Consider the following 25,312-nt stretch of genomic DNA (forward strand, 5'->3'; position numbering starts at 1 on the left):
GAAGTTAAGCCATGACAATTGCTGTTCTCGGCGGGGCCGGGTATATCGGCTCACATACTGTTGCCCAACTCGTAAAAGCTGGTGAAGATGTGATCGTGCTTGATAACTTGATCACTGGCCATCGCCAAGCCGTCGCCAGTAAAGCGCGGTTTTATCAAGGCGATATTCGCGACTATCAATTTTTGAGCCAAGTCTTTACCCAAGAAAAAGTGACTGGGATCATTCACTTTGCCGCTTTTTCCATCGTCCCTGAATCGATGCAAGATCCCTTGAAATATTTCGATAACAATACCGGGGGCATGATCACGCTGTTGGAAGCGATGAAACAATTTGGTATTGATAAGATCGTCTTTTCCTCAACTGCTGCCACTTATGGCGAACCCCAACAAGTGCCGATCCACGAAGATGATCCGCAGATCCCGACGAATCCTTACGGGGAATCGAAATTAGCCATGGAAAAGATCATCAAGTGGGCCGATCAAGCTTATGGCATTCATTTCGTCGCCTTGCGCTACTTCAACGTGGCTGGTGCGATGCCAGATGGGACTATCGGCGAAGATCATCATCCGGAAACGCATTTGATCCCGATCATTTTACAAGCCGCCGCTGGCACCCGGGATAATTTACAGATCTTTGGCGATGACTATCCGACCAAAGATGGCACCAATGTCCGCGATTATGTGCATGTGGTCGATTTAGCCGATGCGCATATTTTGGCGATGCAATACCTGCAAGCCGGCAATCCTTCTGATGCCTTCAACCTTGGCTCAGCGACCGGATTTTCCAATCTTGAAATTTTGCATGCGGCGCGCCAAGTGACCGGCGAAGCGATCCCCGCCAAGATCGGGCCAAGGCGGCCAGGCGATCCAAGCACCTTGATTGCTGCCAGTGATAAAGCGCGCAAGGTCTTAGGGTGGCAACCGCATTTTGATGATGTTGAAGCCGTGATCAAAACCGCTTGGAACTGGCATCGGAGCCATCCAGAAGGGTATGGTGACCGGTAGTGAACGCTGTTTTGTCCCATGTTGATTATTGCTTGACACTTAATTCAGCTTTAACCCCAATGGATCGCGTCTACTTGACCAACCGCGTCTTAGCATTGGTCGGCGATGCTGCTTATGACTTACCGGCTAAAAGCACCCCCTTGGCGAATTTAGACGCTTTGATCCAATCAGCAGTCGATCACGGCGTTTGTGCCGACTTAGGCCCTGCGCGCCAAATTCTGGAAGCAGAATTGATGGCCCTTGGCACCCCCTTGCCGAGTCAAGCCAACGCCCATTTTTGGCAGCTTTACCAAGCATCACCTCAAACCGCCACAGACTGGTTTTTCGCCTTGTCGCAAGCGACTAACTATATTCAAACCCGGGCGATCGCCAAAAATATCGGCTTTACCACGCCGACAACGTATGGCGACTTGGAGATCACGATCAATCTTTCTAAGCCGGAAAAAGATCCCAAAGCGATCGCCCAAGCCGCCAAAGTGCCGCAAAGCGGTTATCCCGCTTGCCAGCTTTGCCTTGAAAACGAAGGTTACACCGGGCGGCTTGATTACCCTGCGCGCGCCAATCATCGCATCATTCGCTTCTCCTTGGCAGGCAAGACTTGGGGATTTCAATACTCCCCTTATGCTTACTTCAACGAGCACGCGATTTTTTTAGATTCGATCCATGAACCGATGCATATCAATGCCCAAACGTTCACCAACTTATTGGATCTGGTGACGTTGTTCCCACATTATTTCGTTGGCTCCAATGCAGATCTGCCGATCGTTGGCGGTTCAATGCTAGCCCATGAGCATTACCAAGGCGGCCGCCATCTTTTTGCCATGGCCAAAGCCAATGTGCAACAAGCGATCGCATTACCGGGTTATGCCCAAGTGCGAGCAGGCATCGTCCACTGGCCGATGAGCGTCTTGCGCCTGACGAGTTCTGACCGCGTCGCACTGGCGCAAGCAGCCGAGCACATCCGCGCAGTCTGGGCAGACTATGATGACTCAAGCGTTGACATTCGCGCTTACGCGGCAGATAAAACGCCGCATCACACCGTTACGCCGATCGCGCGGCGGGTTGGCCACGACTATCAGCTTGACTTGGTCTTGCGCGACAATCAAACTTCAGCGCAATACCCTGATGGTATCTTCCATCCGCATCAAGACGTCCAACACATCAAAAAAGAAAATATCGGCTTGATCGAAGTCATGGGCTTGGCGATCTTGCCGGCGCGCTTACGCACTGAACTCGCCGAGGTGCGCAAGTATTTGCTCGCACAGCCGAACCACATCGCCGCGATCCATCAGCCTTGGGCAAAACAGCTCAAGCACCAATATACTTGGACAAAAGCCAATGCCGAACAACAGCTTCATCAAGCGGTCGGCCAAGTCTTTGCGCGCGTCCTTGAAGATGCTGGCGTCTTCAAGCAAACTCCCGCCGGCCAAGCCGCATTTGCCCGCTTTTGTGCGGCACTATAGGGTGGCTTTATTAGCGCGTGACAAAATCGTCGGCTCACCGGCATCTTTTCTTCACATCCTGACGGTAATATTACCTTTATAGAAATGAGTTACCCCCTTATTTCTACCCCGCTTTATCATTAGCCAGGCAAGCTAGCTTGCCACCCCCTAAGTTTGACCCTACCCTTTTGCCACCCAGAAATGGGTGGTTTTTTGTGCAAAGCAAAAAAAGACCCGCCTAAAGGCGAGTCTTTTGAACCGGATGCTTAGTCTTCCGCAACGAAAGGCAGCAAGCCCATGATCCGGGCGCGCTTGATCGCAATGGTCAACTTACGTTGGTTCTTGGCGCTGGTGCCAGTCACACGACGAGGTAAGATCTTACCACGTTCGGAGACGAAGCGTTCCAACAAGTTTGTGTCTTTGTAATCGATATATTCGATATGGTTAGCGGCGATGAAGTCGACTTTGCGACGACGACGGCCACCACGGCGTTGTTGTGCCATGAATGTCACTCCTTTTCACTGGATTCTTTAGAATGGTAAGTCATCATCTGAAATATCGATCGGTTGGCCGTTATTAGCAAACGGATCGTTATTATTATTCGCGGCGTTATTGCCAGCGCCAAAGGACGGTTGACTGTTGTTGCCAGCCGCATTGTTGTCGCTGCCGCCGTTACTAGATGATGGCTGCGGGGCGGAGTTTTGATTCCCACCAAAATTATTCGCAGACGCCGGTTGTTGTCCGCCAAAATTGTTTTGGCCGCCGAAGTTTTGATTGTTCCCAGATGCTGGTTCCTGTGGACGTGCTTCCGTAACTGCACGTGATTCCAGCAAGGCAAAGTTTTCAACGACAACTTCGGTCACGTAAACCCGTTGGCCTTGGTTGTTTTCATAGTTCCGGACCTGTAAATGGCCCATTACGCCGATCATCGAACCTTTGCGCGTAAAATTACTGAGATTCTCAGCACTCTTACGCCAGATCACACAGTTAATGAAGTCCGTTTCGCGTTGCCCTTGAGCGTTCGTAAATTGTCGATCAACGGCAATTGTGAACGACCCAACAGCGGTACCGCTTTGGGTATAGCGCAACTCGACATCCCGCGTTAAGCGGCCCGTTAAAGATACACTATTGATCATCCCTCTAGCTCCCCTCTATAAAGCGAATGCTTTCGCTTGATACGAATTAGTCTTCGCGCTTAACGATCATGTGACGCAACATGTCGCCAGAGATCTTAGATAAGCGGTCGAATTCATTGATCGCAGCATCGTTTTCTGCAGTAACGTTCACAATGTGATACGTTCCTTCAGTATACTTAGCGATTTCATATGCGAACTTACGCTTTTGCCAATCCTTAGAATCAATGATGGTAGCACCATTATCCTTTAAAATATTGTCAAAACGTTCGACCAACGCTGCTTTGCCTTCTTCATCCATATCAGGACGGATGATGTAGGTAATTTCATACTTGGTTTCAGCCATTTGACGATTCACCTCCTTATGGACTTTGGCCAACGGTCACCCGCTGGCAAGGAGTCGATGGCCGAGACGGCCATATACTCACAAACTAGAATTCTATCATACCCCAAGCAATAACTCAACTGCTATCGACGCTGTCTTAGTGCGACAATCAAAAGATTACGGATAACTGACCGCTTTTTCCGCCTTACAAGCTGACAGTTTGGATCTGCATGATATTTTTATTCAGCGAGATATCTTCAATGATGTCAGGAAGATTTAGATCCCTGGGGACGGAGATCTCATAAATATTGACGTAAATCGATTCATCCGCATTTTGGGTCACACGGAAGTTGACGTCATTGACTTCGACATGATGGGTCTCAAAATAGTCCTGGATGAACTGCTTCGTTTCTAACTTATGCCGGTACTTGATCTCAATGCGCTTCATGGCATTAACGTGCACGATACGCTTCAAGAAAACCAACACCAAAATGATCGCTACGGTACTTGGCACCGCAATATCATAATCTCCCATGCCGATCGCTAAGCCTAGACCCGCTACCGCCCATAAGCTGGCGGCAGTCGTTAACCCGCGCACGGTGCGATGCTGGACCATGATCGTCCCAGCCCCTAAAAACCCAATGCCCGAAACGACTTGAGCGATCAACCGCGCATCATCAGCGCGCAAGACACCATTGAGCTTGGGATATTGCATCGCGGTATTCAACGCGTTAAAGCCGATCTCTTTTTGAACCAACGCAATGATGCATGCCCCTAAACAAACTAAGACATGGGTCTTCATCCCTGCCGGCCGGTTCTTATGTTCGCGATCATACCCGATCACTGCCGCTACTAAAATCGCCAAAGCCAAGCGCCCGACGATTTCTAACAAACTTAATTTAAACGTTTCTTGCTCACTCCTTTTTAAAACGAAAAACAGCCAAGGCAGGCCTTGGCTGTTTCCACAGTACTATTGGGCGTCATCATCGTCATCAGGTTGATCCGCTTGTGCGCGTCGCAGTAATTCATCGACTTGCGCATCCGCGTCCCCTGCTGGTGATTCGCCGCCGACTGAGGCCTCACCAGCGCCGTTAGCAGGCGTTGTTGCTGTGGCATCGGCATCTTCTGGATCTGGCGTTTGGGCTAGTTTAGCGACCGTGACGACCTTAGTGCCTTCATCGACTCGCATCAAGCGTACGCCTAAGGTGGCCCGACCAGTTTGAGAGACATTTTCGATGTTAAAGCGGATCATGACCCCGGCATCCGTTACTGCCATGATGTCTTCATCACCTAAGACGGTGGTAACGATTGCCAATGGACCGTTCTTTTCGGTGACATTAGCCGTCTTGATCCCTTTACCGCCGCGGCCTTTGATCGGATATTCTGCCGCTGCAGTGCGCTTACCATAACCTTTTTCCGAAACTACGAAGACTTCAGCATCTGGAGTCAACACATCTGCGCCAACAACATAGTCGCCTTCGCGCAGGCGAATACCGCGTACCCCGGTGGCACTGCGACCCATGCTGCGCACATCGGCTTCCTTGAAGGTCACAGAATAGCCGCTATGGGTCCCGATCAGCATCGTATCGTCACCGCTAGTCAAGATCACCCGACTGAGTTCGTCTTCATCTTTCATGTTCAACGCGATGAGCCCATTCTTGCGAATATTGAGGAACTCACTGACTGGCGTCCGCTTGACGACCCCATGTTTGGTCACGAAGAACAAGTACTTGCTGTCGACTTCGTCATCATCGTGATGGACGTTGATCACCGTTTGGACTTTTTCGTTATTGTCGACCCCTAACAAATTAATGATCGGAATGCCCTTTGCCGTCCGCCCATATTCTGGGATCTCATAACCCTTCGCGCGATAAACCTTGCCGGAATTCGTGAAGAATAACAACACGTCATGCGTCGATGTGGAGATCAAATGCTCCACGAAATCATCATCATGCACGCCGGTTCCTTGGATCCCGCGGCCGCCACGGTTTTGCGTCTTGAATTCATCAGCCGGCAAGCGCTTGACGTAACCGTTGTGGGTTAAGGTGATCACCACGGTTTCTTCTTCGATCAAGTCTTCGTCTTCAATATTCAAGTCTTCGCCAACCAGCAGCTCGGTGCGCCGCTTGTCCCCGAATTTGCGTTGAATATCCAACAATTCATCATAAATAATCTGGTGAACACGTTCTGGCTTGGCCAAAATATCCTTGTAGTCGGCAATGGCAGTGCGGATATCGCCTAATTCATTTTCGACTTTATCGCGTTCCAAACCAGTCAGACGCACCAGCCGCATGTCCAAAATAGCTTGGCTTTGCTTATCAGACAAGTCATACTTGTCCATCAAAACCACTTTAGCCTTATCACCCGTTTCACTTGAACGAATGATATTGATGATCGCGTCGATATGATCCAAGGCGATCTTCAAGCCTTCCAAGATATGTTCGCGGGCTTGGGCTTTTTTCAACTCGAATTGCGTCCGCCGCCGGATCACTTGCTCTTGATGCTGCAAATAATATTGCAAGATCGCCTTTAAGCTCAAGGTCTTAGGCGCACCATTAACGATGGCAACCATATTGAACGAAAAGCCGGTCTGCAGCGGCGTCAACTTGAATAAATTATTCAAGACCACGCTGGCAGACATATCACGGCGGATATCGATCGTGATCCGCATCCCATCGCGATCAGATTCGTCGTTAAGATCGGTGATCCCTTCGATCTTCTTTTCCCGGGCTAATTCAGCGATCCGCTCAACCAGCTTGGCTTTGTTGACCATATAGGGAATCTCGTTAACAATGATCCGTTCTTTACCGGATTTTTCAGTCACGATCTCGGTTTTAGCCCGGACGGTGATGGTCCCCTTACCGGTTTCATAAGCGCGCCGGATCCCAGACTTGCCCAGCACTAACGCGCCAGTAGGAAAATCTGGGCCTGGCAGCGCCGTCATCAAGTCGGCCGTCGTGGCTTCTGGATTATCCATCAAAATATGCAGTGCCGAGATCACTTCTGAAAGGTTATGCGGGGGAATATTGGTGGTCATCCCCACGGCGATCCCTGTGGCACCATTAACTAACAGGTTAGGAAAACGCGCCGGCAACACGACCGGTTCTTTTTCGGTGCCATCATAGTTGTCTTGATAATCGATGGTATCTTTGTTGATGTCGCGCAACATCTCCATCGTGATCTTGCTCATACGGGCTTCGGTGTACCGCATCGCGGCCGCCCCATCACCATCGACAGAGCCAAAGTTCCCGTGCCCGTCGACGAGCATGTAACGATAAGAGAAGTCTTGCGCCATTCGCACCATGCCTTCGTAAATCGAAGAATCCCCGTGTGGGTGGTATTTCCCCATCACATCCCCAACGATACGGGCAGATTTTTTATATGGTTTTTCTGGGGTGACCCCCAGTTCATTCATCCCATATAAGATCCGGCGTTGCACCGGCTTGAGGCCATCGCGTACATCAGGCAAAGCCCGCGCCACGATCACGCTCATCGCGTATTCGAGGAACGATGTCTTCATCGTTTGAGCCAGATTCACATTCGTAATACGGCTCTCTTGGCGATCATCCATTGACGGTATTGCTCCCTTCAAAAAATTCTATGCTGCACTTACCCCTAAATGCGGCTTGCTGCGCTGTGTGGATTTAAGCATCGATGTTTTTGGCGTCGACGTAGACAGCGTTGTCTTCGATAAATTTGCGGCGCGGTTCGACTTTATCGCCCATCAACATATCAAAAATGTTGTCTGCTTGTTCCGCATCTTCAGGCGATACCCGCAACAGTCGCCGCTTGTCTGGATCCATCGTCGTGTCCCACAATTGTGAGGCGTCCATTTCACCAAGCCCTTTGTACCGCTGAATCTCAGGTTTAGGACTCGGCTGCAAGCTGCCTAAAACTTCTTGCAGCTCTTCATCAGAATCGATATAGCGCATCATCTTCCCTTGGCGCACCCGATACAAAGGTGGTTGCGCGATATAAACGAAGCCCGCTTCCAACAATGGCCGCATATAACGATAGATCAAGGTCAACAATAGTGTCCGGATATGGGCGCCATCGACATCGGCATCAGTCATGATGATCAACTTGTGATACCGAGCCTTTTTCACGTCAAATTCTTCGCCAAAACCAGTCCCCATCGCAGTAAACAAGGTCCGAATTTCTTCATTGGCCAAGATCCGTTCCATGCTGGCCTTTTCAACGTTCAAGATTTTCCCACGAATCGGTAAGATCGCTTGGGTCAACCGTGAACGGCCGGTTTTCGCAGAACCACCGGCAGAATCCCCTTCGACGATGAACAATTCAGAAATCTCTGGGTCCTTGCTGGAGTTATCGGCTAACTTACCAGGCAAGTTAGAAATCTCTAATCCAGACTTCTTGCGGGTCACTTCCCGTGCACGCTTGGCAGCAGCGCGCGCTTTGCTGGCTAACAATGCCTTGTCAACGACTTGGCGCGCTTGGGCAGGGTGTTCCATCAAATATTTAGCAAAGTGTTCTGAAAAAGTCCGATCAGTGACGGTCCGAGCATCAGCATTGCCTAACTTAGTCTTGGTTTGCCCTTCAAACTGCGGATCGGGATGCTTGACCGAAACAACAGCGGTCATGCCTTCACGCACATCTTCACCGGATAAGCTTTCATCATTATCTTTAAGCTGACCTGACTTATGGGCATAATCATTGATCACCCGTGTCAAAGCTGTCTTAAAGCCGGTTTCATGTGTCCCACCTTCGTAGGTATGGATATTGTTGGCAAATGTCATCAAGTTTGTGTGGTAGTCATCGGTATATTGCAACGCCACTTCAACCGTGATGCCTTTTGCTTGTCCTTCAACATAGATGGGTTCTTCTAAGACTGGGGTCTTGCCTTTATCCAAGAAGGCCACGTATTCTTTGATGCCGCCTTCATAGTGGAAAACCAACTTCTCATGAGTTTCCGCCCGCTTATCGGTAAAGGTCAGCTTCAAGCCCTTGTTCAAAAAGGCCAGCTCACGGATCCGCTGCGTTAAGATCTTGTCATCATAGGTGGTGGTTTCAGTAAAGATATCCGGATCTGGGATAAAATGAACCTTCGTCCCATGCGCATGTGCCGGCGCTTCACCAATGACTTTCATCTTGGTTTTGACCTTGCCGCGGCTGAAGTCCATATAATAATATTTACCGCCATGGCTGACCGTCACATCCAAGCTGGTTGACAAAGCGTTGACTACTGATGCCCCAACCCCATGCAACCCGCCAGAGACTTTATAACCGCCGCCGCCGAATTTCCCACCCGCATGCAAGATGGTGAAAACTGTTTCCAGCGCTGGCAAGCCGGTTTGCCGTTGGATATCTACCGGGATCCCCCGGCCGTCATCAAACACAGTGACCGAATTGTCTGGTTCTACCGTGACGTCGATCGTCGAAGCAAAACCAGCTAAAGCCTCATCGATCCCGTTATCAATAATTTCCCACACCAAATGGTGCAGACCTTGGGTGCTAGTCGAGCCAATATACATCCCTGGCCGCTTACGCACGGCTTCGAGGCCTTCTAAGACTTGGATCTGGCTGGCATCATATTCAGCGGCTTTTTCTTCTTTGGCTTCTAACTGTGCCTCTTCTTTATCAGTCACGCATAGTTCCTCCTTGAACACGCAAGCCTAAGCTCACGCTTGTTTAGTTAATTGCCCATCGGCCACTCGAAATACCGTTGGGGTGTCGATGATCTCTTGAGCGATGCCATCTAGGCTCGTCGTCGTTAAAAACGTCTGGACCTTATTTTGAATGGCTTTAAGCAAGTGCGTTTGCCGATCATCATCTAGTTCAGATAACACATCATCAAGCAACAATACCGGGTATTCACCCGTTTGGGCCTTCATCAAATCGATTTCGGCTAATTTCACCGCCAAAGCGGTGGTGCGCTGTTGGCCTTGGCTCCCAAAATTCGCCACATTTTTGCCATTGACGATAAACGCCACATCGTCACGATGCGGCCCTACCAACGTCGTGCCTTGTTCCAGTTCGCGCTGGGCATGCTTTTGCAAAAGCTCACCCATTGCCGCGTAAGCTTGTTCAACATCCTCGCGCGCCGCTTGAGGCACTTGGCTTTGATATTGAAAGGTCAACTGTTCGCGCCCTTTGGTGATGTCCGTATGGATCTTAGCAGCAAACTCAGCCATCTGTTTCAACAACGCCGCGCGCCGCGCCACGATTTCAGCACCAGCAGCAGCCAGTTGGTCGCTTAAGACATCCAGCAAGACCATATCTTTGGCTTGATGATATTTGAGCTGTTTCAGATACGCGTTGCGCTGTTTGAGCGCAAATCGGTATTCACTTAAGGTCTGCAAATACTTCACGCTCATCTGGCCAAATTCCATATCGATGAAACGCCGCCGATTCGCAGGACTGCCTTTGACGATCGCTAAGTCTTCTGGCGCAAACAACACAACATTGAAATGCCCAACATACGTGGACAATTTCGACTGCTCAAGCTTGTTGTAGCGTGCCTTTTTGCCTTGGGTACTGATCACAAGCTCCAACTGGTTACTGCCAGTCTCACGCGTTACGCGGCCTGTGATCCGGGCAAAATCACTGCCAAAGCGAATCAATTCTTTGTCATTATTTGTCCGATGGCTCCGCGCTAACGCCAACACGTACACCGCTTCCAGCAGATTGGTCTTGCCTTGCGCATTCTCCCCGATCAAGATATTGATATGAGGAGAAAAATCGGTGTCCACCGCCGCATAATTTCGATAATTTTTGAGCGTCAGGTGTGCCAGCTTCATTCAGCTTGCGCAACCGCGACCTGCGTGCCATCAGGTAACGTTACCGAATCTCCGACTCGTAACTTGCGGCCCCGCCGCGTATCGGCTTCACCATTCACTAAAACCCGATTTTCGGCTAAAAACCACTTCGCGGCACCACCACTATCGATCACGCCGGCGTCTTTTAATAACTGTCCTAGCGTGATGTATTCAGTCGTGATCGTAACTGTTGCCATCTGTTGCCCACTCCCCTGCTGATTAGTCTAATACTACCTATATAGTATACCGTTTTTTCGCGTGGAACACAACGCGCTAAGGCATTTTTAGGCGTTCTCAGGGACTTTTACCTGATACCAGTCCCCTAGACGTCAAACCCTCTAAAAACCAAAAAAAGGCCAAATTTGAGCATTCAGCCGATTTTGCCATTTTTTATGGACCCATTATTGCCGTGAAACTGATAGTTGCCTGATAATGCCCCGCCAAAGCATCCACTTGTCGATACAACAGCCATTCAGTCTGTGTTAATGAATACGTTTGTGGTCCCTGCAGACGTATCGTCATCGGCGCTTGCGGCGTGACGGTTTGGCTTTCGGGTAATAACAATGCGGCAGCCAATTTGGCGCCTGCTGTGGTCGTCGGTGCTGTGATCGCGATGGTCAGCTGCCAATCTCCAGCTGGCAAGGTGATCTCTGGCAGCAGTGCCGGCAATTTAACGTCTTGGGTGATCAGATCAGCGATCGACACGTGTTGTGCCGGTAAGGTGCCGCTATAAAGGGTTGGTTTAGGCGCAGGTTCATAGTGATATTTGATGTTGTTGCTATAGATTGTCACCACGGCACCAGTCTCGTTATCGGTATAAACCAGCCTAACCATCAGTGTGCCGTCTTGCTGCCATGCGACCGGGACGTCCAGTTGCGGGACCTTACTAATAATTTGGCTCCGATTGCCGCTTGCACTGGCTATGAATTGCCAGGAATAAGTCAACGTCGTCCCAGGCTTAGGCTGATAATAATCGGCATCGATCGTTAAGGGCATACCTGCTTTTACGGTGACATCAGCCAGCCCAAAATATACTCTTGCGGGTTGATAATTAGGTAAGAAAACCGCACCTAATATTGTTATATCACGTGTGACAGGAGTTGCACTCGTCCCACTTGGAAAAGCAAATGGCCCGACTGGCCAAGATGCACCATTAACTGTTGGCGTTACAATTGGCATACTGAAGTGCCTACCCGCTTGATCGATCCACTCGACAGGCGTTAAAACATTATTGAATAAATGGTGTTGATCAATATTTGCATGCAAGCCAGTTGGCAAATATTCCAAGACATGGACGGTGATCGAATCCCGATAAACGACTGCTCCCCAAGTAAACTGCAACTCGACACGATAGTCTCCTGGCTTAGTAGGAACGAACGAATACACACCTTGATTAAAGGTTGAAGTCACTGATGCTAACTGATTTGCGGCATCATAAACAGCGATTTGGTCTTGACTTTCCTGTTGTTTCCGATCTGTTAACGGTATTGAACCAGGACCGGAATACATAAACAGCCCTTGCGTCTTCACTCCGACAGCCGCATACAACTCCTCTGGCGGATCAAAGATCATCCCGCCTTGTACGGGATCATAGCCAGCAAAAGTTTGCGCATGAACTGGCTGACCACGCCACACTAACCACCCTAACCACACCATTAGTACCAGCCGCCATCGTTTCATCACGCCTGCCTCCTCGGGTTTTTGTACCCAAAGATTTCGCAGGCAAAGAAAAAAGCCACCGTGAAGTGGCTTTTTTGGTGCGTCATGACGAATCGTTTAGAAGGTCCGTACTGGCGTGATCAGTTGAATGAAGTGTTCATGATCTTCAGATGGCACCAGCGTAAACGGCCGCAATGGTGCTGTAAACGCGATTTCGATCGCAGTTTGGCCAAATCCTTGCAGCGCATCTTTCATATAGTCTGGATTGAAGGAGATCTCAAGCGCTTCGCCTTCTAAGCGATTGAAGCTCAAGGCTTCTTCGACATTACCAACATCCGGTGAGTTGCCATAGATGGTAGCCGTTTGTGCTGCTGTGTCCAAGTTCAACCGCACGACGTTATTACTGCTTTCATGACTCAATAAGCTGGCCCGTTGGATCGCTGCCAATAAGGCGGGCGCATCAAATTCGATCCGTGTCGTGCTGGTAGTCGGGATCAAGCGGCTGGTGTCTGGATAGTTGCCTTCCAAAAGTCGAGAATAAAACGATGTTTGGCCAGCAACAAAAAGCACTTGGTTTTCAGCGAAACGAATCTCGACGTCATCGATATCGTCGGTCAATGTCCGGCTAAGTTCTGTCAGACTCTTGCCGGGAATAATCACATCATAGTGGGCATCTTTTGCCGCTGGCAGTTCAAGCGTCCGCTGGGCCAAGCGATGCGAGTCCGTCGCTACTGCGATCAATTGGCCAGCTTCAATGACTAAGTGCACCCCAGTCAAGATCGGCCGACTTTCTTGGGTGCTGACAGCGATCACGGTTTGATTGATCAACTGCTTGAGCACATCAGCAGGGATCGTTAATGGATCTGGATTCACGATTTCCGGTAGGCGCGGATAGTTGTTTGCGTCCAAGCCATTGATGGTGAATTCTGAAGAACCGCTAGTAATCAAGGTTTGGAAGTTATCTTGGACATCCACGGTCATCGTCGCTTCAGGCAGGCGCTTGACGATTTCGTTAAAAAAGCGTGCCGGCAAAACGATGCTGCCAGTGGATTCGATTTGCAGATCATTGGTTTCAGCATTGGCATCGATGCGGGCTTCGATCGAGATATCCGCATCACTGCCAGTTAAGACGAGTCCAGAATCGCTTAAGACCATTTTTAACCCGGTCAAGATCGGGATCGTGGTTTTGCTCGTGATGGCACGAGAAACGTCGTTGAGCGTTTTGATGAATGTAGAGCGCGTGATGGTGAATTTCATAGCTGACCTCCTGTGTCGGTGTGTCTATATATAATAATGCTTTTTAAGTAATAGTAGTAGGGCCTGTGGGAGCTGTGGAAAACTTCGTGAAACGCAAGCTGGCAACTTTTGCACCTGTGGATAAGTGGACGGGACAACTGCGGTAGTTATCCGCAGTTGTCCACAATGGCCAAAATCAGCCGCGATTCTTGAGCCGGTTTTTAAGTTCGATGACTTCAGCTTTTAACTGTTCATCTAAATTGAGCTGCTCGCTGATTTTTTCATGGGCATGGATCACGGTAGTATGATCTTTGCCGCCAAATTCTTGGCCGATCTTAGGCAAGGAATTATCGGTCATTTCCCGGGATAGATACATGGCGATCTGGCGCGGCATCACGATTTGTTTGACCCGCTTTTTGCCTTTGAGTTCGCTAACTGTGACTTGATAGTACTTGGCGACAACGGCTTGGATCTGCCCGATCGTTAAGGCAGCGTCTTTGTCGCTGAGCTTGAGACTCTTTAGCGCATCAGCGGCTAAACTGGTGGTGATATCGGAATGATTCATCGTGGCGTAAGCTTGCACGCGCACGAGTGCGCCTTCGAGTTCACGCACGTTGGAGTCGATTTGGCCGGCGATATAAGACAAGGTGTCGTCTGGGATGACCAGTTTTTCGGCGTCGGCTTTATTGCGTAAAATCGCGATCCGCGTTTCCAGATCTGGCGGGGTGATATCCACGGACAACCCCCATTTGAATCGTGAGACTAAGCGTTCTTGCAGCTTAGGGATCTCGTTGGGCAACCGATCGGAGGTTAAGACGATCTGCTTTTTATTCTCATATAACGCGTTGAAGGTATGGAAGAATTCCTCTTGCGTCGCTTCTTTATCGCCAAAAAACTGGATATCATCGACTAACAACAAATCGACGTTGCGATACTCTTGCCGAAATTGTTCTTGCTTCTTGGTTTGGATCGAGTTGATAAAATCGTTCGCAAACGCTTCGCTAGTCACATATTTGACATTGGCATTGGGCTTGTATTCAAGCAATTGATGCCCGATCGCCTGCATCAGATGCGTTTTACCCAACCCCACCCCGCCATAAAGAAACAGCGGATTATATAAAACGCCAGGTTCTTCTGAAACGACTAAGGCGGCGGCATGCGCCATTTGGTTGCCTTTACCGGTCACGAAGGTATCAAACGTATATTTACTGTTCAGGTGGGTCGTTTCTTTATATGTTGGCACTACTGGTTTAGGCGGTGTTGGCTCTGATTGCTCACCAAGCGCCAACGTTTCATCGGGTAATGCACCAGAGATCTCGATCACCGGACTGATTTCGAGATTGTTGTAGGCGTATGCCCATTCTACGACTTTAGTGGCGAGGTTTTTCTCCCAATAACTCTTGTGTAATTTTGAAGGCACCCCGATCGTCAGCGTGGAAGCAGTTAGCCGGATCGGCTTGGCATCTTTGATCCACGTATTGAATCCGACGGTCGTCAAACTGGTCCGAAATTGATCTTGTAAGTAGGCCCATAATTCATCGATAGTTGGCACCCTGAACCCTCCTTCCCCGAATCCTGTTGAACGGGATTCGGTCATGTCCCCCCAAGCGGGACCGACCATGCCTAGATGTATAAATATCCAATGAAAAAAAAGCCGCACCGCAGGCATGGTGTCGCGAAGTTTAGTTTAGCATTTTAAGGGAAAGTTTTCCACAGCCAGAACATTTTTCCACATAAATCGCAACCAGGGGATAACCTCACCCACAAGCTTGTCAAAAACTTTTCCACAAGCATCTGCACAAACACAATAGCAATAAGGAATAAGCTGACTTACCCACAGGGCGTCAGTGAAACAAAGCCCTATAGTGATGCGTGTTTCACACGTTATAAACAAGTTAAAAACAACTTGTGGATAAGTTGCTGACAAGGGTGTGAAACTCTTGATAACATGCGCACAGCTTGTGGATTGATGCGTGGAGACGAAACAGCCGGCGCACAACTTATGCACAGGTTTTGCGGATTTTCGCTGATTCTGTGGAAAAAACAAGGCCGGTAAATTTTATTGGGATGCTTGACGAATGACGCGGGAGTCCGTATAATGGGAAAATGTTTGATAAGTAAATACAGTTACTGAAAATAGTAATCAATAAGCAGGAGGTGCAACCATGACCACCAAACGGACTTTCCAACCTAAGAAACGTCATCGCGAACGCGTGCACGGCTTCATGAAGCGTATGAGCACGAAGAACGGCCGTAAAGTTTTAGCTCGTCGCCGCGCTAAGGGACGTAAAGTATTATCCGCCTAACACCCACTGACCGCGTCAGTGGTTTTTTTTTGCAACGCGGTAGTGACACTTACATAGGAAAAACACCGAATATAGGTGCACCAGCGAGATGCATCTTGTATACTTAAAACCAGATTGTGAGGGAGTATTCGTGCGTAAATCGTATCGCATCAAAAAGGAAGCCGAATTTCAAGATGTGTTTGATCACGGGCAGTCGGTGGCGAACCGTAATTTTGTGATCTATCATTTACGTCGTGACCAACCCCATTTTCGCGTCGGCATTTCGGTCGGTAAAAAAGTCGGCCATACCGCAGTCATGCGCAACCAGATCAAGCGTTATATTCGCCAAAGCTTGTTAGAGCTGAAGCCGCGAATCGACCCGCAGACCGATTTTTTGATCATCGCGCGTCATTCCGCCAACCAGTTGGATATGGTGGGGACCAAGAAGAACTTGATCCACGTCATGACATTAGCCGGGCTGTTAGCTGACGATGTTGACATCATCTAGGCAAGGATATCCTTGCAACACGAAAGAGGGATTTGTGTGAATAAGAGAACCGTGAAGCGGCTTGTTGCCGTGTTCGGGTTGCTGATGGTCGCGGGCGTTTTGGCGGCTTGCGGGCGCTCGACGGTAACGGCCAATAGTACCGGGGTCTGGGATCACTATGTCGTCTATAATGCCGCCCAGTTTATTTTATGGTTGGCGAAGTTCTTCGGCGGCAACGCTGGGATGGGGATCATCGTCTTCACCTTGTTGGTGCGGATCATTATCTTCCCATTAAGTTATGTTTCCTTGAAGAGTATGGGCAAGCAACAAGAATTGGCCCCGCAAATCAAGGTACTGCAAAAAAAATATCAGTCTAAAGATGCTGAGACTCAGCGCAAGCTGCAAGAAGAAACGCAAAAGCTTTATGCCGAAGCAGGGATCAATCCGATCATGGGTTGTTTACCGTTAGTGATCCAAATGCCGTTCCTGTTTGCATTGTATCAAGCGATCTATCGGACGGATGCTTTGAAGACTGGCCATTTCTTATGGTTGAACATGGCGCAGCCGGATCCTTATTGGATCATGCCGATCTTAGCGGCGATCTTCACGTTGTTGACCAGTCTGGTGTCGACAATGGCGCAACCGCAACGCAACAACATGAGTTGGATCATGGTTGCGATCTCGCCGATCATGATCTTGGTGATGGCGGCGCAATTCCCAAGTGCTTTAGCCATTTACTGGGTGGTCACCAACGCCTTTTCACTCGCTCAGACGTTCTTGATCCAAAATCCGTTCAAGATGAAACGCGAGCGTGAAGCCAAGCAACGGGCTGAAAAAGAACGCCAAAAGGCTAAGCGCAAAGCATATAAGCGTGCGTTGAAGAAGTAACCGTAAGACGCCAGCAGCCTGTGCTTCTGGCGCCTTTTTATCGTAATTATTTGGAGGGAAACCATGCCGACTTTTCAAGGCGCAACGATTCAAAAAGCGATCGATCTGGGCTTACAAACGCTAGGCGTTGCCCGCGATCAGGTCACTGTGGACGTGATCCAAGAAGGGAAAAAAGGGCTGTTTGGGATCGGGAAGAAAGCTGCGATCGTTAATTTGAACCCCTTAGTCGTCGAACCCGATCCGCAGCCGGCAGCTTCAAGTCAACCAAAACCGTCACATCACCGGGCCAAACACGTGACCGCTGGGCCAAAGCGCGATGATCAAACGGCGATCGCATTAGTGCAAAGCTATCTGGAAGACATTGTGCGCGAATTAGGGATCGCCGCGACGATCGAAAATGCGCGACATGGCGATCGGGTCTGGTTTGAGATCACAACGGATAAAGAAGCATTATTGATCGGCAAACATGGTAAGATCATCAACGCGATCCAATACTTAGCGCAAACCGAATTCAATCGCTTCGGCAAGTCAAAGTGGACGATCATGCTTAATGTTGGCGATTATCGCCAGCGCCGCGATGCGGCAGTCCGCCGCTTGGCAGGCAAAACAGCGCGGGAAGTGATCGCTCGAGGGGCGGCTGTATATTTGGATCCGATGCCGGCATTTGAACGCAAAGCGATCCATGGTGAATTAGCAGACAACGACTATGTTGACACCCATTCTGAAGGCGTCGATCCGCGCCGCTATGTGGTGATCACCCCTAAGCGGCATTAAGCGCGCCGATTACCGGCTTGACGAGGGTTTTGACAAGTCAGCGGGAATTGGCTAGAATGAACTCAACTTAATCGTGACGAAGTAGTCAAAGTGCTTTGTCCATTGACGCCGCCGGTATCGGCAGCGCAATGGGCGGTGCACTTTTTTTAATGGTTTGGAAAGGAAGATTATTGTGGCAACGACTATCACAGAATATGATACGATCGCGGCGATTTCGACGCCGCCTGGTGAAGGGGCGATCAGCATCGTGCGGTTGAGCGGCGAAGGGGCGATCAAAACCGCGCAACAACTGTTCAAAGGCAAAGACTTGACCCAAGTCCCAACGCATACCATCAATTACGGCCATATCCTTGATCCGGATAGCAAAGCGGTGGTGGATGAAGTGATGGTCAGTGTGCTGCGGGCGCCTAAGACGTACACCCGTGAAGACATGGTCGAGATCAACTGCCATGGCGGGATCGTTCCGACTAACCGCATCTTGCAATTATTATTAGGGTTAGGGGCGCGGTTGGCAGAACCGGGTGAATTTACCAAGCGGGCGTTTTTGAACGGCCGGGTGGATTTGACCCAAGCCGAGTCTGTCATGGACTTGATCCGTGCCAAGACGGATCGGGCGATGCAAGTCGCCGTTGATCAACTGGATGGCGATCTGAGGCGCTTGATCACGAATTTGCGCCAAGAGATCATAGAAGTCTTGGCCCAAGTCGAAGTGAATATCGACTATCCTGAGTATGATACGGACCAGATGACCACGCAGATGCTCCAAGAAAAAGCGCAGCAGGTCCTGGCAAAAGTCGATGAACTCTTGCAAACCGCCAGCCAAGGCAAGGTCTTGCGTGAAGGACTGGCCACGGCGATCGTGGGTCGCCCGAATGTAGGCAAGTCGAGCTTGTTGAATCATATGCTGCATGAAGATAAAGCAATCGTCACGGATGTCGCCGGGACGACACGCGATGTCTTGGAAGAATATGTCAACGTCCGCGGGGTACCGTTAAAATTGATCGATACCGCCGGGATCCGCGATACAGAAGATAAAGTCGAAAAAATCGGCGTTGAGCGCTCGCGCAAAGCGATCACCCAAGCCGATCTGATCTTATTGGTGATGGATGCCAGCCAGCCGCTGACGCCGGAAGATCAAGACTTGTTGGCGGCTACTGCAGATAAGCGGCGGTTAGTGATCTTGAATAAACAAGATCTGCCAGTGAAATTGACCTTAGGCGATACGATCGCAGAAGCAGACATTGTGCGTACGTCGATCACTACCGGCGCTGGGGTGGCGGCGTTAGATACTAAGATCGCCGATATCTTTGCTGGCGGGATCGACAACAGCCAGTCCACGGTGATGGTTTCCAATGCGCGCCAGATCGGGTTGCTGCGCCAGGCGAAAGCAAGCCTGAACAGCGTGTTAGCCGGGATCGCTGCTGGGATGCCGATCGATTTAGTACAGATCGACATGACGGCAGCGTGGGATAAACTCGGTGAGATCACCGGGGATGCGGCGCCAGATGAATTGATCACACAGCTGTTTTCGCAATTTTGTTTAGGTAAATAACATTTCCCAGGAAATAAAGGAGCGCTCATGCCAGAAGTACGTGAATATGAAGCAAGTCAATACGATGTCGTCGTGGTTGGTGCCGGTCATGCCGGTTGTGAAGCCGCATTATCAGCTGCGCGCATGGGGCAAAAGACCCTCTTGATCACGATCAGTTTAGAAATGCTGGCGTTCATGCCGTGCAACCCAAGTGTTGGCGGGCCGGCAAAAGGGATCGTGGTACGAGAAATCGATGCTTTAGGTGGCGAAATGGCCCGCAATATCGATAAGACGTATATCCAAATGCGGATGCTCAACACCGGCAAAGGCCCTGCTGTCCGCGCGTTACGGGCACAAGCAGACAAAGCCGCTTATCATCGAAGCATGAAGGCTGCCATTGAAGCAGAGCCTAATTTGGATCTGCGCCAAGGGTTGGTTGAACGGCTCATCGTCGAAGATGGTGTCTGCGTCGGTGTCGTCGCTGCCACAGGGGCACGTTATCGCGCTAAAAGCGTCGTTTTAACGGCCGGGACCTCTAGTCGTGGCAAGATCATCATCGGTGAGCTGATGTACTCTAGCGGGCCTAATAATAGCCTGCCAAGCATTCGGTTATCTGAGAACCTTGAAGCCAATGGATTCAAATTACGGCGTTTCAAAACCGGGACCCCACCGCGAGTATTGGGGCAGTCGATTGATTTTGACCAAACCGAAGAGCAGCCTGGCGATAAAACGCCAAATCATTTTTCTTTCATGACGCCAGATTCGGTTTATCTCAAGGATCAGCTTTCTTGCTGGATGACTTATACGAATGCTACGACTCACGATATTATTCGCCAAAATCTCGATCGTGCGCCGATGTTTTCTGGCGTGATCAAAGGGGTTGGTCCGCGGTATTGCCCATCGATCGAAGATAAAGTCGTGCGATTTGCTGACAAGCCGCGCCACCAACTGTTTCTTGAGCCGGAAGGCCGCGACACGGATGAGTATTATGTCGGCGATTTTTCCACCTCGATGCCAGAAGAAGTCCAACTGAAGATGCTGCACTCTGTCGCCGGCTTAGAGCATGCCGAATTGATGCGGCCAGGTTATGCGATCGAATACGATATCATCGAACCTTGGCAATTGACGGCGACATTGGAAACAAAGGTCGTTAAGAATTTGTTTACCGCAGGACAAATGAATGGGACCTCGGGATACGAAGAAGCCGCGGGGCAAGGATTGATCGCCGGGATCAACGCTGCTTTGCGTGCCGCTGGCCAGCCTGGCTTCACGCTCAAGCGTTCGGATGCCTATATTGGGGTCATGATCGATGACTTGGTCACCAAAGGCACCAACGAGCCGTATCGGCTGCTGACGAGCCGGGCAGAATACCGGTTGATCTTGCGCCATGATAATGCTGATTTGCGCTTGACGGAAATGGGCCATCAGCTTGGCTTGATCTCAGCTGAGCGCTATGCCCGATTCCAAGCGAAAAAAACCGCGATCGCCGCAGAACGGCAACGGTTGGAAACGACGCGTTTAAAGCCTAAAGACGTCAATCCTTGGCTGGCAGCGCATGGCGCACCAGACCTTAAAGATGGGGTTTTGGCGAGCGATTTCTTGAAGCGCCCAGAAGTGAGCTACGATGATTTGATGCAATTTGCACCGGCACCAGCACCTTTAGATCGCTATGTGATCGAAGAAGTGACGGTCCAGATCAAGTATGCTGGCTACATCGATAAAGAAATGCAAAGCATCGCGAAGTTGAAGCGGATGGAAAGCAAGCTGATCCCCCAAAATATCGATTACGACGCGATCAATGGGTTGGCCACCGAAGCTCGGCAAAAGCTGGTCAAGATCCAGCCAGAAACTTTGGCACAAGCCAGCCGTATTAGTGGGGTCAATCCTGCTGACATCGCAATTTTGTCCGTTTACATCGAACAAGGCCGAATCGCTAAAGTGCAGGCATAAGCCAGACAACACAAAAAACCGGACTAGTCAGCGACTAGTCCGGTTTTTTGTGTTTAGCGAACGATGAGGAGACTGATCAAGATCCCGATCAAAAAGACTCCCAAGATACCTTGTAAGGCGTATGTTTTACGGCTGCCTTGCTGCGTGCGCCATTCTTGGTAAATGATGATCCCAGTGACGACTAAAGCGGCGATCACCATGATCAAGAGCTTGATGACGAGACTATCCATGGCTTACACCTCCAAGTCGAAAAACGGGTTGAGCTGCTTTTGGATCGCATGGATCTGTAAGAGATCGATTTTTGGTAACAGCCGGTAAATAAAACCGGCAAAGGTATCACGATGGAACTTATAGTCCATCCGGCCGAGACGTTGGTCTTGTGCGTCGGGGTCATGCTGCCAAACTTCTAAATTATAAGGCGCATTGGGAATGATAGTGATATAAAAATGGTCGTCAAGCCAGACGACGGGTTGCACAGTTGATTGATCAAGCACAAGTACTAACCTCCAGTTATCTTATCCAAGTCCCGGCTTGATCCCAAGCCCGTATTTAGCGGTTCGGTCAAGCGAACGTTGCGATATCTATTATAGCAGAATTTGAACGGCCGCCAAATGTGATCCGCTTGTGAATGATGATTCACAAGCGTGCGATTGGCGGTTGCCTAGGGTTTGTGTTGTCAAGTCTATTTTCGCGAAAATATCGGTACTATCGGACATCGTTCAAGGCTTGACGGCGCCGCAAGCCGCTAAAAAAAATTTTTTCAAGTCGGGTCAGGCTTGAGTTTGTTTCACAAGTGCTGCCAAGATTGCCTGTGACTAGTATACGAACAAACGTTCTATACGTCAAGCGATTTTTGTGCATGCGGCATGCTTGAATTCATCGCCTCAATGGATTTCTTGGCGTTATTTAATGCGGAAGCAGCGCCGAATACTGGCCAAACTCCATGGGTCGATGGCACCGCAACAGTCAGCCGCTTTGTTTGATACAGATTTCACGAACACGCAAAAAAGCCACCAGTTTGGCAACCGGTGGCTTTTAACACTACATTACTTGCTTAACTTGCTAGCCGCAGCCTTGTCGATCAAAACGACAACGTCTGGGTGGTTTTGCAATACAGACGCTGGGACATGGTTGGTCACTGGGCCTTCGATCATGGCCTTAACGGCATCGGCCTTTTCTTCACCAAAAGCGAGTAATAAAATCTTCTTGCTCTTCATGATAGAAGCGATCCCCATGGAGTAAGCGAAGCGCGGCACGTCATCTTCTTTAGCAAAGAAGCGGGCGTTAGCGTCGATGGTGGATTGGGTCAATGGCACCTTGCGGGTTTGGGCATCGAATGGTGAGCCTGGTTCGTTGAAGCCGATGTGACCGTTGCGGCCGATCCCTAAGACTTGGATATCGATCGGATGATCAGCGATCACCTTGTTGTAACGCTTGGTTTCTGCATCTGGATCAGCAGCCAAGCCATTGGGTACGAAGGTTTCCTTGAAAGGCTTCGCGTCGAACAAGTGGCTTTGCATGAAGTAACGATAGCTTTGATCGTTATCTGGGGCCATGCCGACGTATTCATCCAAGTTGACAGAAGTCATGTTGGAGAAGTCAACGTCGCTTGCCACCATTGCCTTATACATTTCTACAGGAGTGCTGCCAGTGGCTAGACCCAAGGTCGTTGCCCCGTTATCCATTCCTTGCTTGATGATTTCAAATGCGGCTTTGCCTGCTTCAACATCGTTATCGAAAACTTTGACGTCCATTGAAAAATTCCTCCCTCTCTTGGTCTAGTCCAATATAACACCGGTCTAGTCCACTGTCAACTAACAAGACCGGCTTCTATAGAAGAATTTGCGATAAGAACAGTTTTCCGCGCGGTTTAGCACAGATTTTCGACTTTGGCACAGTCCAGTGTGCCAAAGCTACTTTTGCCAGCACCTCCAGCAACCGTTTACACTATATCATGTAATCGGATACAGAAAGGAGCGTTTAGCAATGGACGCACAAAGCAAACCAGCCAAGAAGGGTATCAAGTCCGCCATGCAATCATTCGGCACGAAGCTCTCTGGTATGGTCTTACCTAACATTGGCGCCTTCATCGCCTGGGGTTTGATCACCGCCATCTTCCTTAAAGATGGGTGGTACCCAAATGCCGAACTGGCAAAACTGATCGACCCAATGAAGACTTATTTACTGCCGCTTCTCATCGCCTATTCCGGTGGGGCAGCGATCGCTAGCCACCGTGGTGGGGTCGTTGGGGCCATCGCCACAATGGGGGTCATCGTTGGGACCACCGTTCCGATGTTCATCGGGGCGATGATCATGGGCCCGCTTGGCGGCTGGTGCATTAAAAAGTGGGACGATGCCGTTCAACCTAAGATCAAATCTGGGTTTGAAATGCTCGTCAACAACTTCTCCGCCGGGATCATCGGCATGCTTTTAGCTATTATTGGGTTCTTCTTGATGGGCCCGATCATCTCTGCATTTACCACGATCATGGCCGCTGGGGTCAATTGGATGATCAACCACAGCTTGCTGTGGCTGGCTAACATCTTCATTGAACCTGCCAAGATCTTGTTCTTAAACAACGCGATCAACCAAGGGATCCTGACGCCATTAGGGATCCAACAAGCCGCTGGGGCAGCTGGCAAGTCCATCCTGTTCCTGCTTGAACCAGATCCAGGTCCAGGGCTTGGGGTATTGTTAGCCTTTGCCTTGTTTGGTAAAGGGGCCGCTAAAGGTTCCGCACCGTCTGCGATCATCATCCACTTCTTTGGTGGGATCCACGAAATTTACTTCCCATATATCTTAATGAAACCAGCATTGTTCCTATCGGTTATCGCCGGTGGGGTCACTGGGACGACACTCTTTTCCATTTTGAACGTTGGGTTAAAGAGCTCTCCTTCTCCTGGTTCGATCATTTCCTTACTGTTAATGTCACCTAAAGATCCAATGAACTACCTTGGCTTGATCATTGGTGTCACCGGGGCCACGATCGTTTCCTTCTTGATCTCTTCTGTGATCTTGAAGCGTGATAAGTCCATCGATACAGATGCATTGGAAGCAAGCACTGCTAAGATGAACGCGATGAAGGCTGAAGCTAAAGGCCAAGATGTTGCGTCTGCCAAAGCGATCATGAACGATGTTAAAGGCGTTGATCATATCATCTTCGCTTGCGACGCCGGCATGGGTTCTTCTGCAATGGGGGCATCGATCCTTCGCGACAAGGTGAAAAAGGCTGGTTTAGACCTTTCTGTTACCAACACCGCGATTTCCAATTTACAAGATAAACCTGGGTTGTTAGTTGTGACCCAAGAAGAATTAGCTGATCGGGCTAAGAAGCAAACGCCAAATGCGATGCATGTGGCCGTATCCAACTTCTTGAACAGTCCAAAATATGATGAGATCATCGCCAGCTTGAAGACAGAAGCTGTCAGCGGCGGCAATGATGATGATGATGCTGCAGCAGCAGCCGCCGCACCAGCAGCAGTTGCAGTCCCTGAAGATACTAATGACAGCTTAGACTTTGACGCGGTCAAAGAGATCGTCTTCATGCATCACGATCAAAATGTTGGTTCTGCAACGATGGCCCAAGCGACCTTCCGCAGCGAATTGCACAAGTTAGGCAAGGAAATCACCGTTGAAAACCTCGCTGTTGGCGAAGTCAAAGACGATGCCAGTGTCATGATCGTCGCCTCTAAAGAAACTGCGCGGCGGATCAAGTTACAATTCGCCAATGTCCAAGTTTATGTCGTTGATGGTCTATTGAATGCGACGAATTATGATAAACTTATCTCGAAATTACATTAATAATAATGAAGAGAGATAGTT

23 protein-coding genes are annotated in these 25,312 nt (G+C 49.7%); 9 read left to right on the forward strand and 14 right to left on the reverse strand.

What is annotated here, in order from left to right; all coding sequences use genetic code 11:
* Window positions 1-11 precede the first annotated feature (11 nt).
* Together galE and EKM91_RS01260 are read left to right on the forward strand one after the other, a co-directional pair.
* The gene (galE, locus tag EKM91_RS01255) at window positions 12-1,004 is read left to right on the forward strand and encodes a UDP-glucose 4-epimerase GalE (RefSeq protein ID WP_125748504.1); all 993 of its coding nucleotides are present in this window, start codon (window positions 12-14) and stop codon (window positions 1,002-1,004) included.
* The gene (locus EKM91_RS01260; RefSeq protein ID WP_125748507.1) at window positions 1,004-2,467 is read left to right on the forward strand and encodes a UDP-glucose--hexose-1-phosphate uridylyltransferase; all 1,464 of its coding nucleotides are present in this window, start codon (window positions 1,004-1,006) and stop codon (window positions 2,465-2,467) included. Before galE ends, EKM91_RS01260 begins: the two co-directional genes overlap by 1 nt.
* A gap of 245 nt (window positions 2,468-2,712) precedes the next feature.
* Here EKM91_RS01260 and rpsR read toward each other — a convergent pair whose 3' ends face one another.
* The 11 genes from rpsR to dnaA all read right to left on the reverse strand — a co-directional run bounded on the left by rpsR (window position 2,713) and on the right by dnaA (window position 15,127).
* On the reverse strand, window positions 2,713-2,949 hold the full coding sequence (gene rpsR, locus EKM91_RS01265; protein ID WP_057894633.1) for a 30S ribosomal protein S18: 237 nt from the start codon (window positions 2,947-2,949) through the stop codon (window positions 2,713-2,715).
* A gap of 27 nt (window positions 2,950-2,976) precedes the next feature.
* The gene (ssb, locus tag EKM91_RS01270; RefSeq protein WP_125748510.1) at window positions 2,977-3,582 is read right to left on the reverse strand and encodes a single-stranded DNA-binding protein; all 606 of its coding nucleotides are present in this window, start codon (window positions 3,580-3,582) and stop codon (window positions 2,977-2,979) included.
* Window positions 3,583-3,628: 46 nt separating this feature from the next.
* On the reverse strand, window positions 3,629-3,925 hold the full coding sequence (rpsF, locus tag EKM91_RS01275; RefSeq protein ID WP_125748513.1) for a 30S ribosomal protein S6: 297 nt from the start codon (window positions 3,923-3,925) through the stop codon (window positions 3,629-3,631).
* A 184-nt stretch (window positions 3,926-4,109) separates the two neighbouring features.
* Window positions 4,110-4,796, reverse strand: a complete 687-nt coding sequence (locus tag EKM91_RS01280; protein ID WP_225419423.1) for an MgtC/SapB family protein — start codon at window positions 4,794-4,796, stop codon at window positions 4,110-4,112.
* A gap of 78 nt (window positions 4,797-4,874) precedes the next feature.
* Complete coding sequence (gyrA, locus tag EKM91_RS01285) at window positions 4,875-7,475, reverse strand: DNA gyrase subunit A (RefSeq protein ID WP_125748516.1); 2,601 nt, start codon at window positions 7,473-7,475, stop codon at window positions 4,875-4,877.
* A gap of 73 nt (window positions 7,476-7,548) precedes the next feature.
* Window positions 7,549-9,510 carry a DNA topoisomerase (ATP-hydrolyzing) subunit B gene (gene gyrB / locus EKM91_RS01290; protein WP_125748519.1) on the reverse strand — a complete coding sequence of 654 codons (1,962 nt, stop codon included), beginning with the start codon at window positions 9,508-9,510 and terminating at the stop codon, window positions 7,549-7,551.
* A gap of 33 nt (window positions 9,511-9,543) precedes the next feature.
* Window positions 9,544-10,662, reverse strand: coding sequence for a DNA replication/repair protein RecF (gene recF / locus EKM91_RS01295; protein ID WP_125748523.1), 1,119 nt, complete (start codon window positions 10,660-10,662; stop codon window positions 9,544-9,546).
* Entirely contained in the window at window positions 10,659-10,877 is a 219-nt protein-coding gene (yaaA, locus tag EKM91_RS01300) for a S4 domain-containing protein YaaA (RefSeq protein ID WP_125748526.1), read from the reverse strand. Before yaaA ends, recF begins: the two co-directional genes overlap by 4 nt.
* Window positions 10,878-11,070: 193 nt before the next feature.
* Window positions 11,071-12,360, reverse strand: a complete 1,290-nt coding sequence (locus EKM91_RS01305; RefSeq protein ID WP_125748529.1) for a hypothetical protein — start codon at window positions 12,358-12,360, stop codon at window positions 11,071-11,073.
* Between the two features lie 96 nt (window positions 12,361-12,456).
* Entirely contained in the window at window positions 12,457-13,596 is a 1,140-nt protein-coding gene (gene dnaN / locus EKM91_RS01310; RefSeq protein ID WP_125748533.1) for a DNA polymerase III subunit beta, read from the reverse strand.
* A gap of 175 nt (window positions 13,597-13,771) precedes the next feature.
* Window positions 13,772-15,127, reverse strand: coding sequence for a chromosomal replication initiator protein DnaA (gene dnaA / locus EKM91_RS01315; RefSeq protein WP_125748536.1), 1,356 nt, complete (start codon window positions 15,125-15,127; stop codon window positions 13,772-13,774).
* Window positions 15,128-15,740: 613 nt separating this feature from the next.
* Here dnaA and rpmH point away from each other — a divergent pair.
* The 6 genes from rpmH (at window position 15,741) to mnmG (ending at window position 21,490) form a co-directional block, all read left to right on the forward strand.
* On the forward strand, window positions 15,741-15,881 hold the full coding sequence (rpmH, locus tag EKM91_RS01320) for a 50S ribosomal protein L34 (RefSeq protein WP_003568442.1): 141 nt from the start codon (window positions 15,741-15,743) through the stop codon (window positions 15,879-15,881).
* 130 nt (window positions 15,882-16,011) lie between these two features.
* Window positions 16,012-16,368 (forward strand): ribonuclease P protein component, encoded by a 357-nt coding sequence (gene rnpA / locus EKM91_RS01325; protein ID WP_164508408.1) that lies wholly within the window; start codon window positions 16,012-16,014, stop codon window positions 16,366-16,368.
* An 84-nt stretch (window positions 16,369-16,452) separates the two neighbouring features.
* On the forward strand, window positions 16,453-17,235 hold the full coding sequence (locus tag EKM91_RS01330) for a YidC/Oxa1 family membrane protein insertase (RefSeq protein ID WP_125748623.1): 783 nt from the start codon (window positions 16,453-16,455) through the stop codon (window positions 17,233-17,235).
* Between the two features lie 63 nt (window positions 17,236-17,298).
* Entirely contained in the window at window positions 17,299-18,009 is a 711-nt protein-coding gene (jag, locus tag EKM91_RS01335) for an RNA-binding cell elongation regulator Jag/EloR (protein ID WP_125748542.1), read from the forward strand.
* A 172-nt stretch (window positions 18,010-18,181) separates the two neighbouring features.
* The gene (mnmE, locus tag EKM91_RS01340) at window positions 18,182-19,561 is read left to right on the forward strand and encodes a tRNA uridine-5-carboxymethylaminomethyl(34) synthesis GTPase MnmE (RefSeq protein WP_125748545.1); all 1,380 of its coding nucleotides are present in this window, start codon (window positions 18,182-18,184) and stop codon (window positions 19,559-19,561) included.
* 27 nt (window positions 19,562-19,588) lie between these two features.
* Window positions 19,589-21,490, forward strand: coding sequence for a tRNA uridine-5-carboxymethylaminomethyl(34) synthesis enzyme MnmG (gene mnmG, locus EKM91_RS01345; protein WP_125748548.1), 1,902 nt, complete (start codon window positions 19,589-19,591; stop codon window positions 21,488-21,490).
* 53 nt (window positions 21,491-21,543) lie between these two features.
* Here mnmG and EKM91_RS13755 read toward each other — a convergent pair whose 3' ends face one another.
* The 3 genes from EKM91_RS13755 to EKM91_RS01355 all read right to left on the reverse strand — a co-directional run bounded on the left by EKM91_RS13755 (window position 21,544) and on the right by EKM91_RS01355 (window position 23,244).
* Window positions 21,544-21,720 (reverse strand): hypothetical protein, encoded by a 177-nt coding sequence (locus EKM91_RS13755; RefSeq protein WP_164508410.1) that lies wholly within the window; start codon window positions 21,718-21,720, stop codon window positions 21,544-21,546.
* A 3-nt stretch (window positions 21,721-21,723) separates the two neighbouring features.
* Window positions 21,724-21,984 carry a hypothetical protein gene (locus tag EKM91_RS01350; protein ID WP_125748551.1) on the reverse strand — a complete coding sequence of 87 codons (261 nt, stop codon included), beginning with the start codon at window positions 21,982-21,984 and terminating at the stop codon, window positions 21,724-21,726.
* Between the two features lie 552 nt (window positions 21,985-22,536).
* Window positions 22,537-23,244 (reverse strand): glucosamine-6-phosphate deaminase, encoded by a 708-nt coding sequence (locus EKM91_RS01355; RefSeq protein ID WP_125748554.1) that lies wholly within the window; start codon window positions 23,242-23,244, stop codon window positions 22,537-22,539.
* 232 nt (window positions 23,245-23,476) lie between these two features.
* Between EKM91_RS01355 and EKM91_RS01360 the strand changes: the two genes are divergently transcribed.
* The gene (locus EKM91_RS01360; protein WP_125748557.1) at window positions 23,477-25,291 is read left to right on the forward strand and encodes a PTS mannitol transporter subunit IIBC; all 1,815 of its coding nucleotides are present in this window, start codon (window positions 23,477-23,479) and stop codon (window positions 25,289-25,291) included.
* The last annotated feature ends 21 nt before the right edge of the window (window positions 25,292-25,312 follow it).

It is taken from the genome of Lacticaseibacillus baoqingensis, from assembly GCF_003946165.1.
Taxonomy (GTDB): domain Bacteria; phylum Bacillota; class Bacilli; order Lactobacillales; family Lactobacillaceae; genus Lacticaseibacillus; species Lacticaseibacillus baoqingensis.

Bases quoted from the DNA above. Each gene is read 5' to 3' on its own strand.
- galE (WP_125748504.1), top strand. From the start codon at position 12: ATGACAATTGCTGTTCTCGGCGGGGCCGGGTATATCGGCTCACATACT.
- rpsR (WP_057894633.1), bottom strand. From the start codon at position 2,949: ATGGCACAACAACGCCGTGGTGGCCGTCGTCGTCGCAAAGTCGACTTC.
- ssb (WP_125748510.1), bottom strand. From the start codon at position 3,582: ATGATCAATAGTGTATCTTTAACGGGCCGCTTAACGCGGGATGTCGAG.
- rpsF (WP_125748513.1), bottom strand. From the start codon at position 3,925: ATGGCTGAAACCAAGTATGAAATTACCTACATCATCCGTCCTGATATG.
- gyrA (WP_125748516.1), bottom strand. From the start codon at position 7,475: ATGGATGATCGCCAAGAGAGCCGTATTACGAATGTGAATCTGGCTCAA.
- recF (WP_125748523.1), bottom strand. From the start codon at position 10,662: ATGAAGCTGGCACACCTGACGCTCAAAAATTATCGAAATTATGCGGCG.
- yaaA (WP_125748526.1), bottom strand. From the start codon at position 10,877: ATGGCAACAGTTACGATCACGACTGAATACATCACGCTAGGACAGTTA.
- EKM91_RS01305 (WP_125748529.1), bottom strand. From the start codon at position 12,360: ATGAAACGATGGCGGCTGGTACTAATGGTGTGGTTAGGGTGGTTAGTG.
- dnaN (WP_125748533.1), bottom strand. From the start codon at position 13,596: ATGAAATTCACCATCACGCGCTCTACATTCATCAAAACGCTCAACGAC.
- rpmH (WP_003568442.1), top strand. From the start codon at position 15,741: ATGACCACCAAACGGACTTTCCAACCTAAGAAACGTCATCGCGAACGC.
- EKM91_RS01330 (WP_125748623.1), top strand. From the start codon at position 16,453: ATGGTCGCGGGCGTTTTGGCGGCTTGCGGGCGCTCGACGGTAACGGCC.
- jag (WP_125748542.1), top strand. From the start codon at position 17,299: ATGCCGACTTTTCAAGGCGCAACGATTCAAAAAGCGATCGATCTGGGC.
- mnmG (WP_125748548.1), top strand. From the start codon at position 19,589: ATGCCAGAAGTACGTGAATATGAAGCAAGTCAATACGATGTCGTCGTG.
- EKM91_RS13755 (WP_164508410.1), bottom strand. From the start codon at position 21,720: ATGGATAGTCTCGTCATCAAGCTCTTGATCATGGTGATCGCCGCTTTA.
- EKM91_RS01355 (WP_125748554.1), bottom strand. From the start codon at position 23,244: ATGGACGTCAAAGTTTTCGATAACGATGTTGAAGCAGGCAAAGCCGCA.
- EKM91_RS01360 (WP_125748557.1), top strand. From the start codon at position 23,477: ATGGACGCACAAAGCAAACCAGCCAAGAAGGGTATCAAGTCCGCCATG.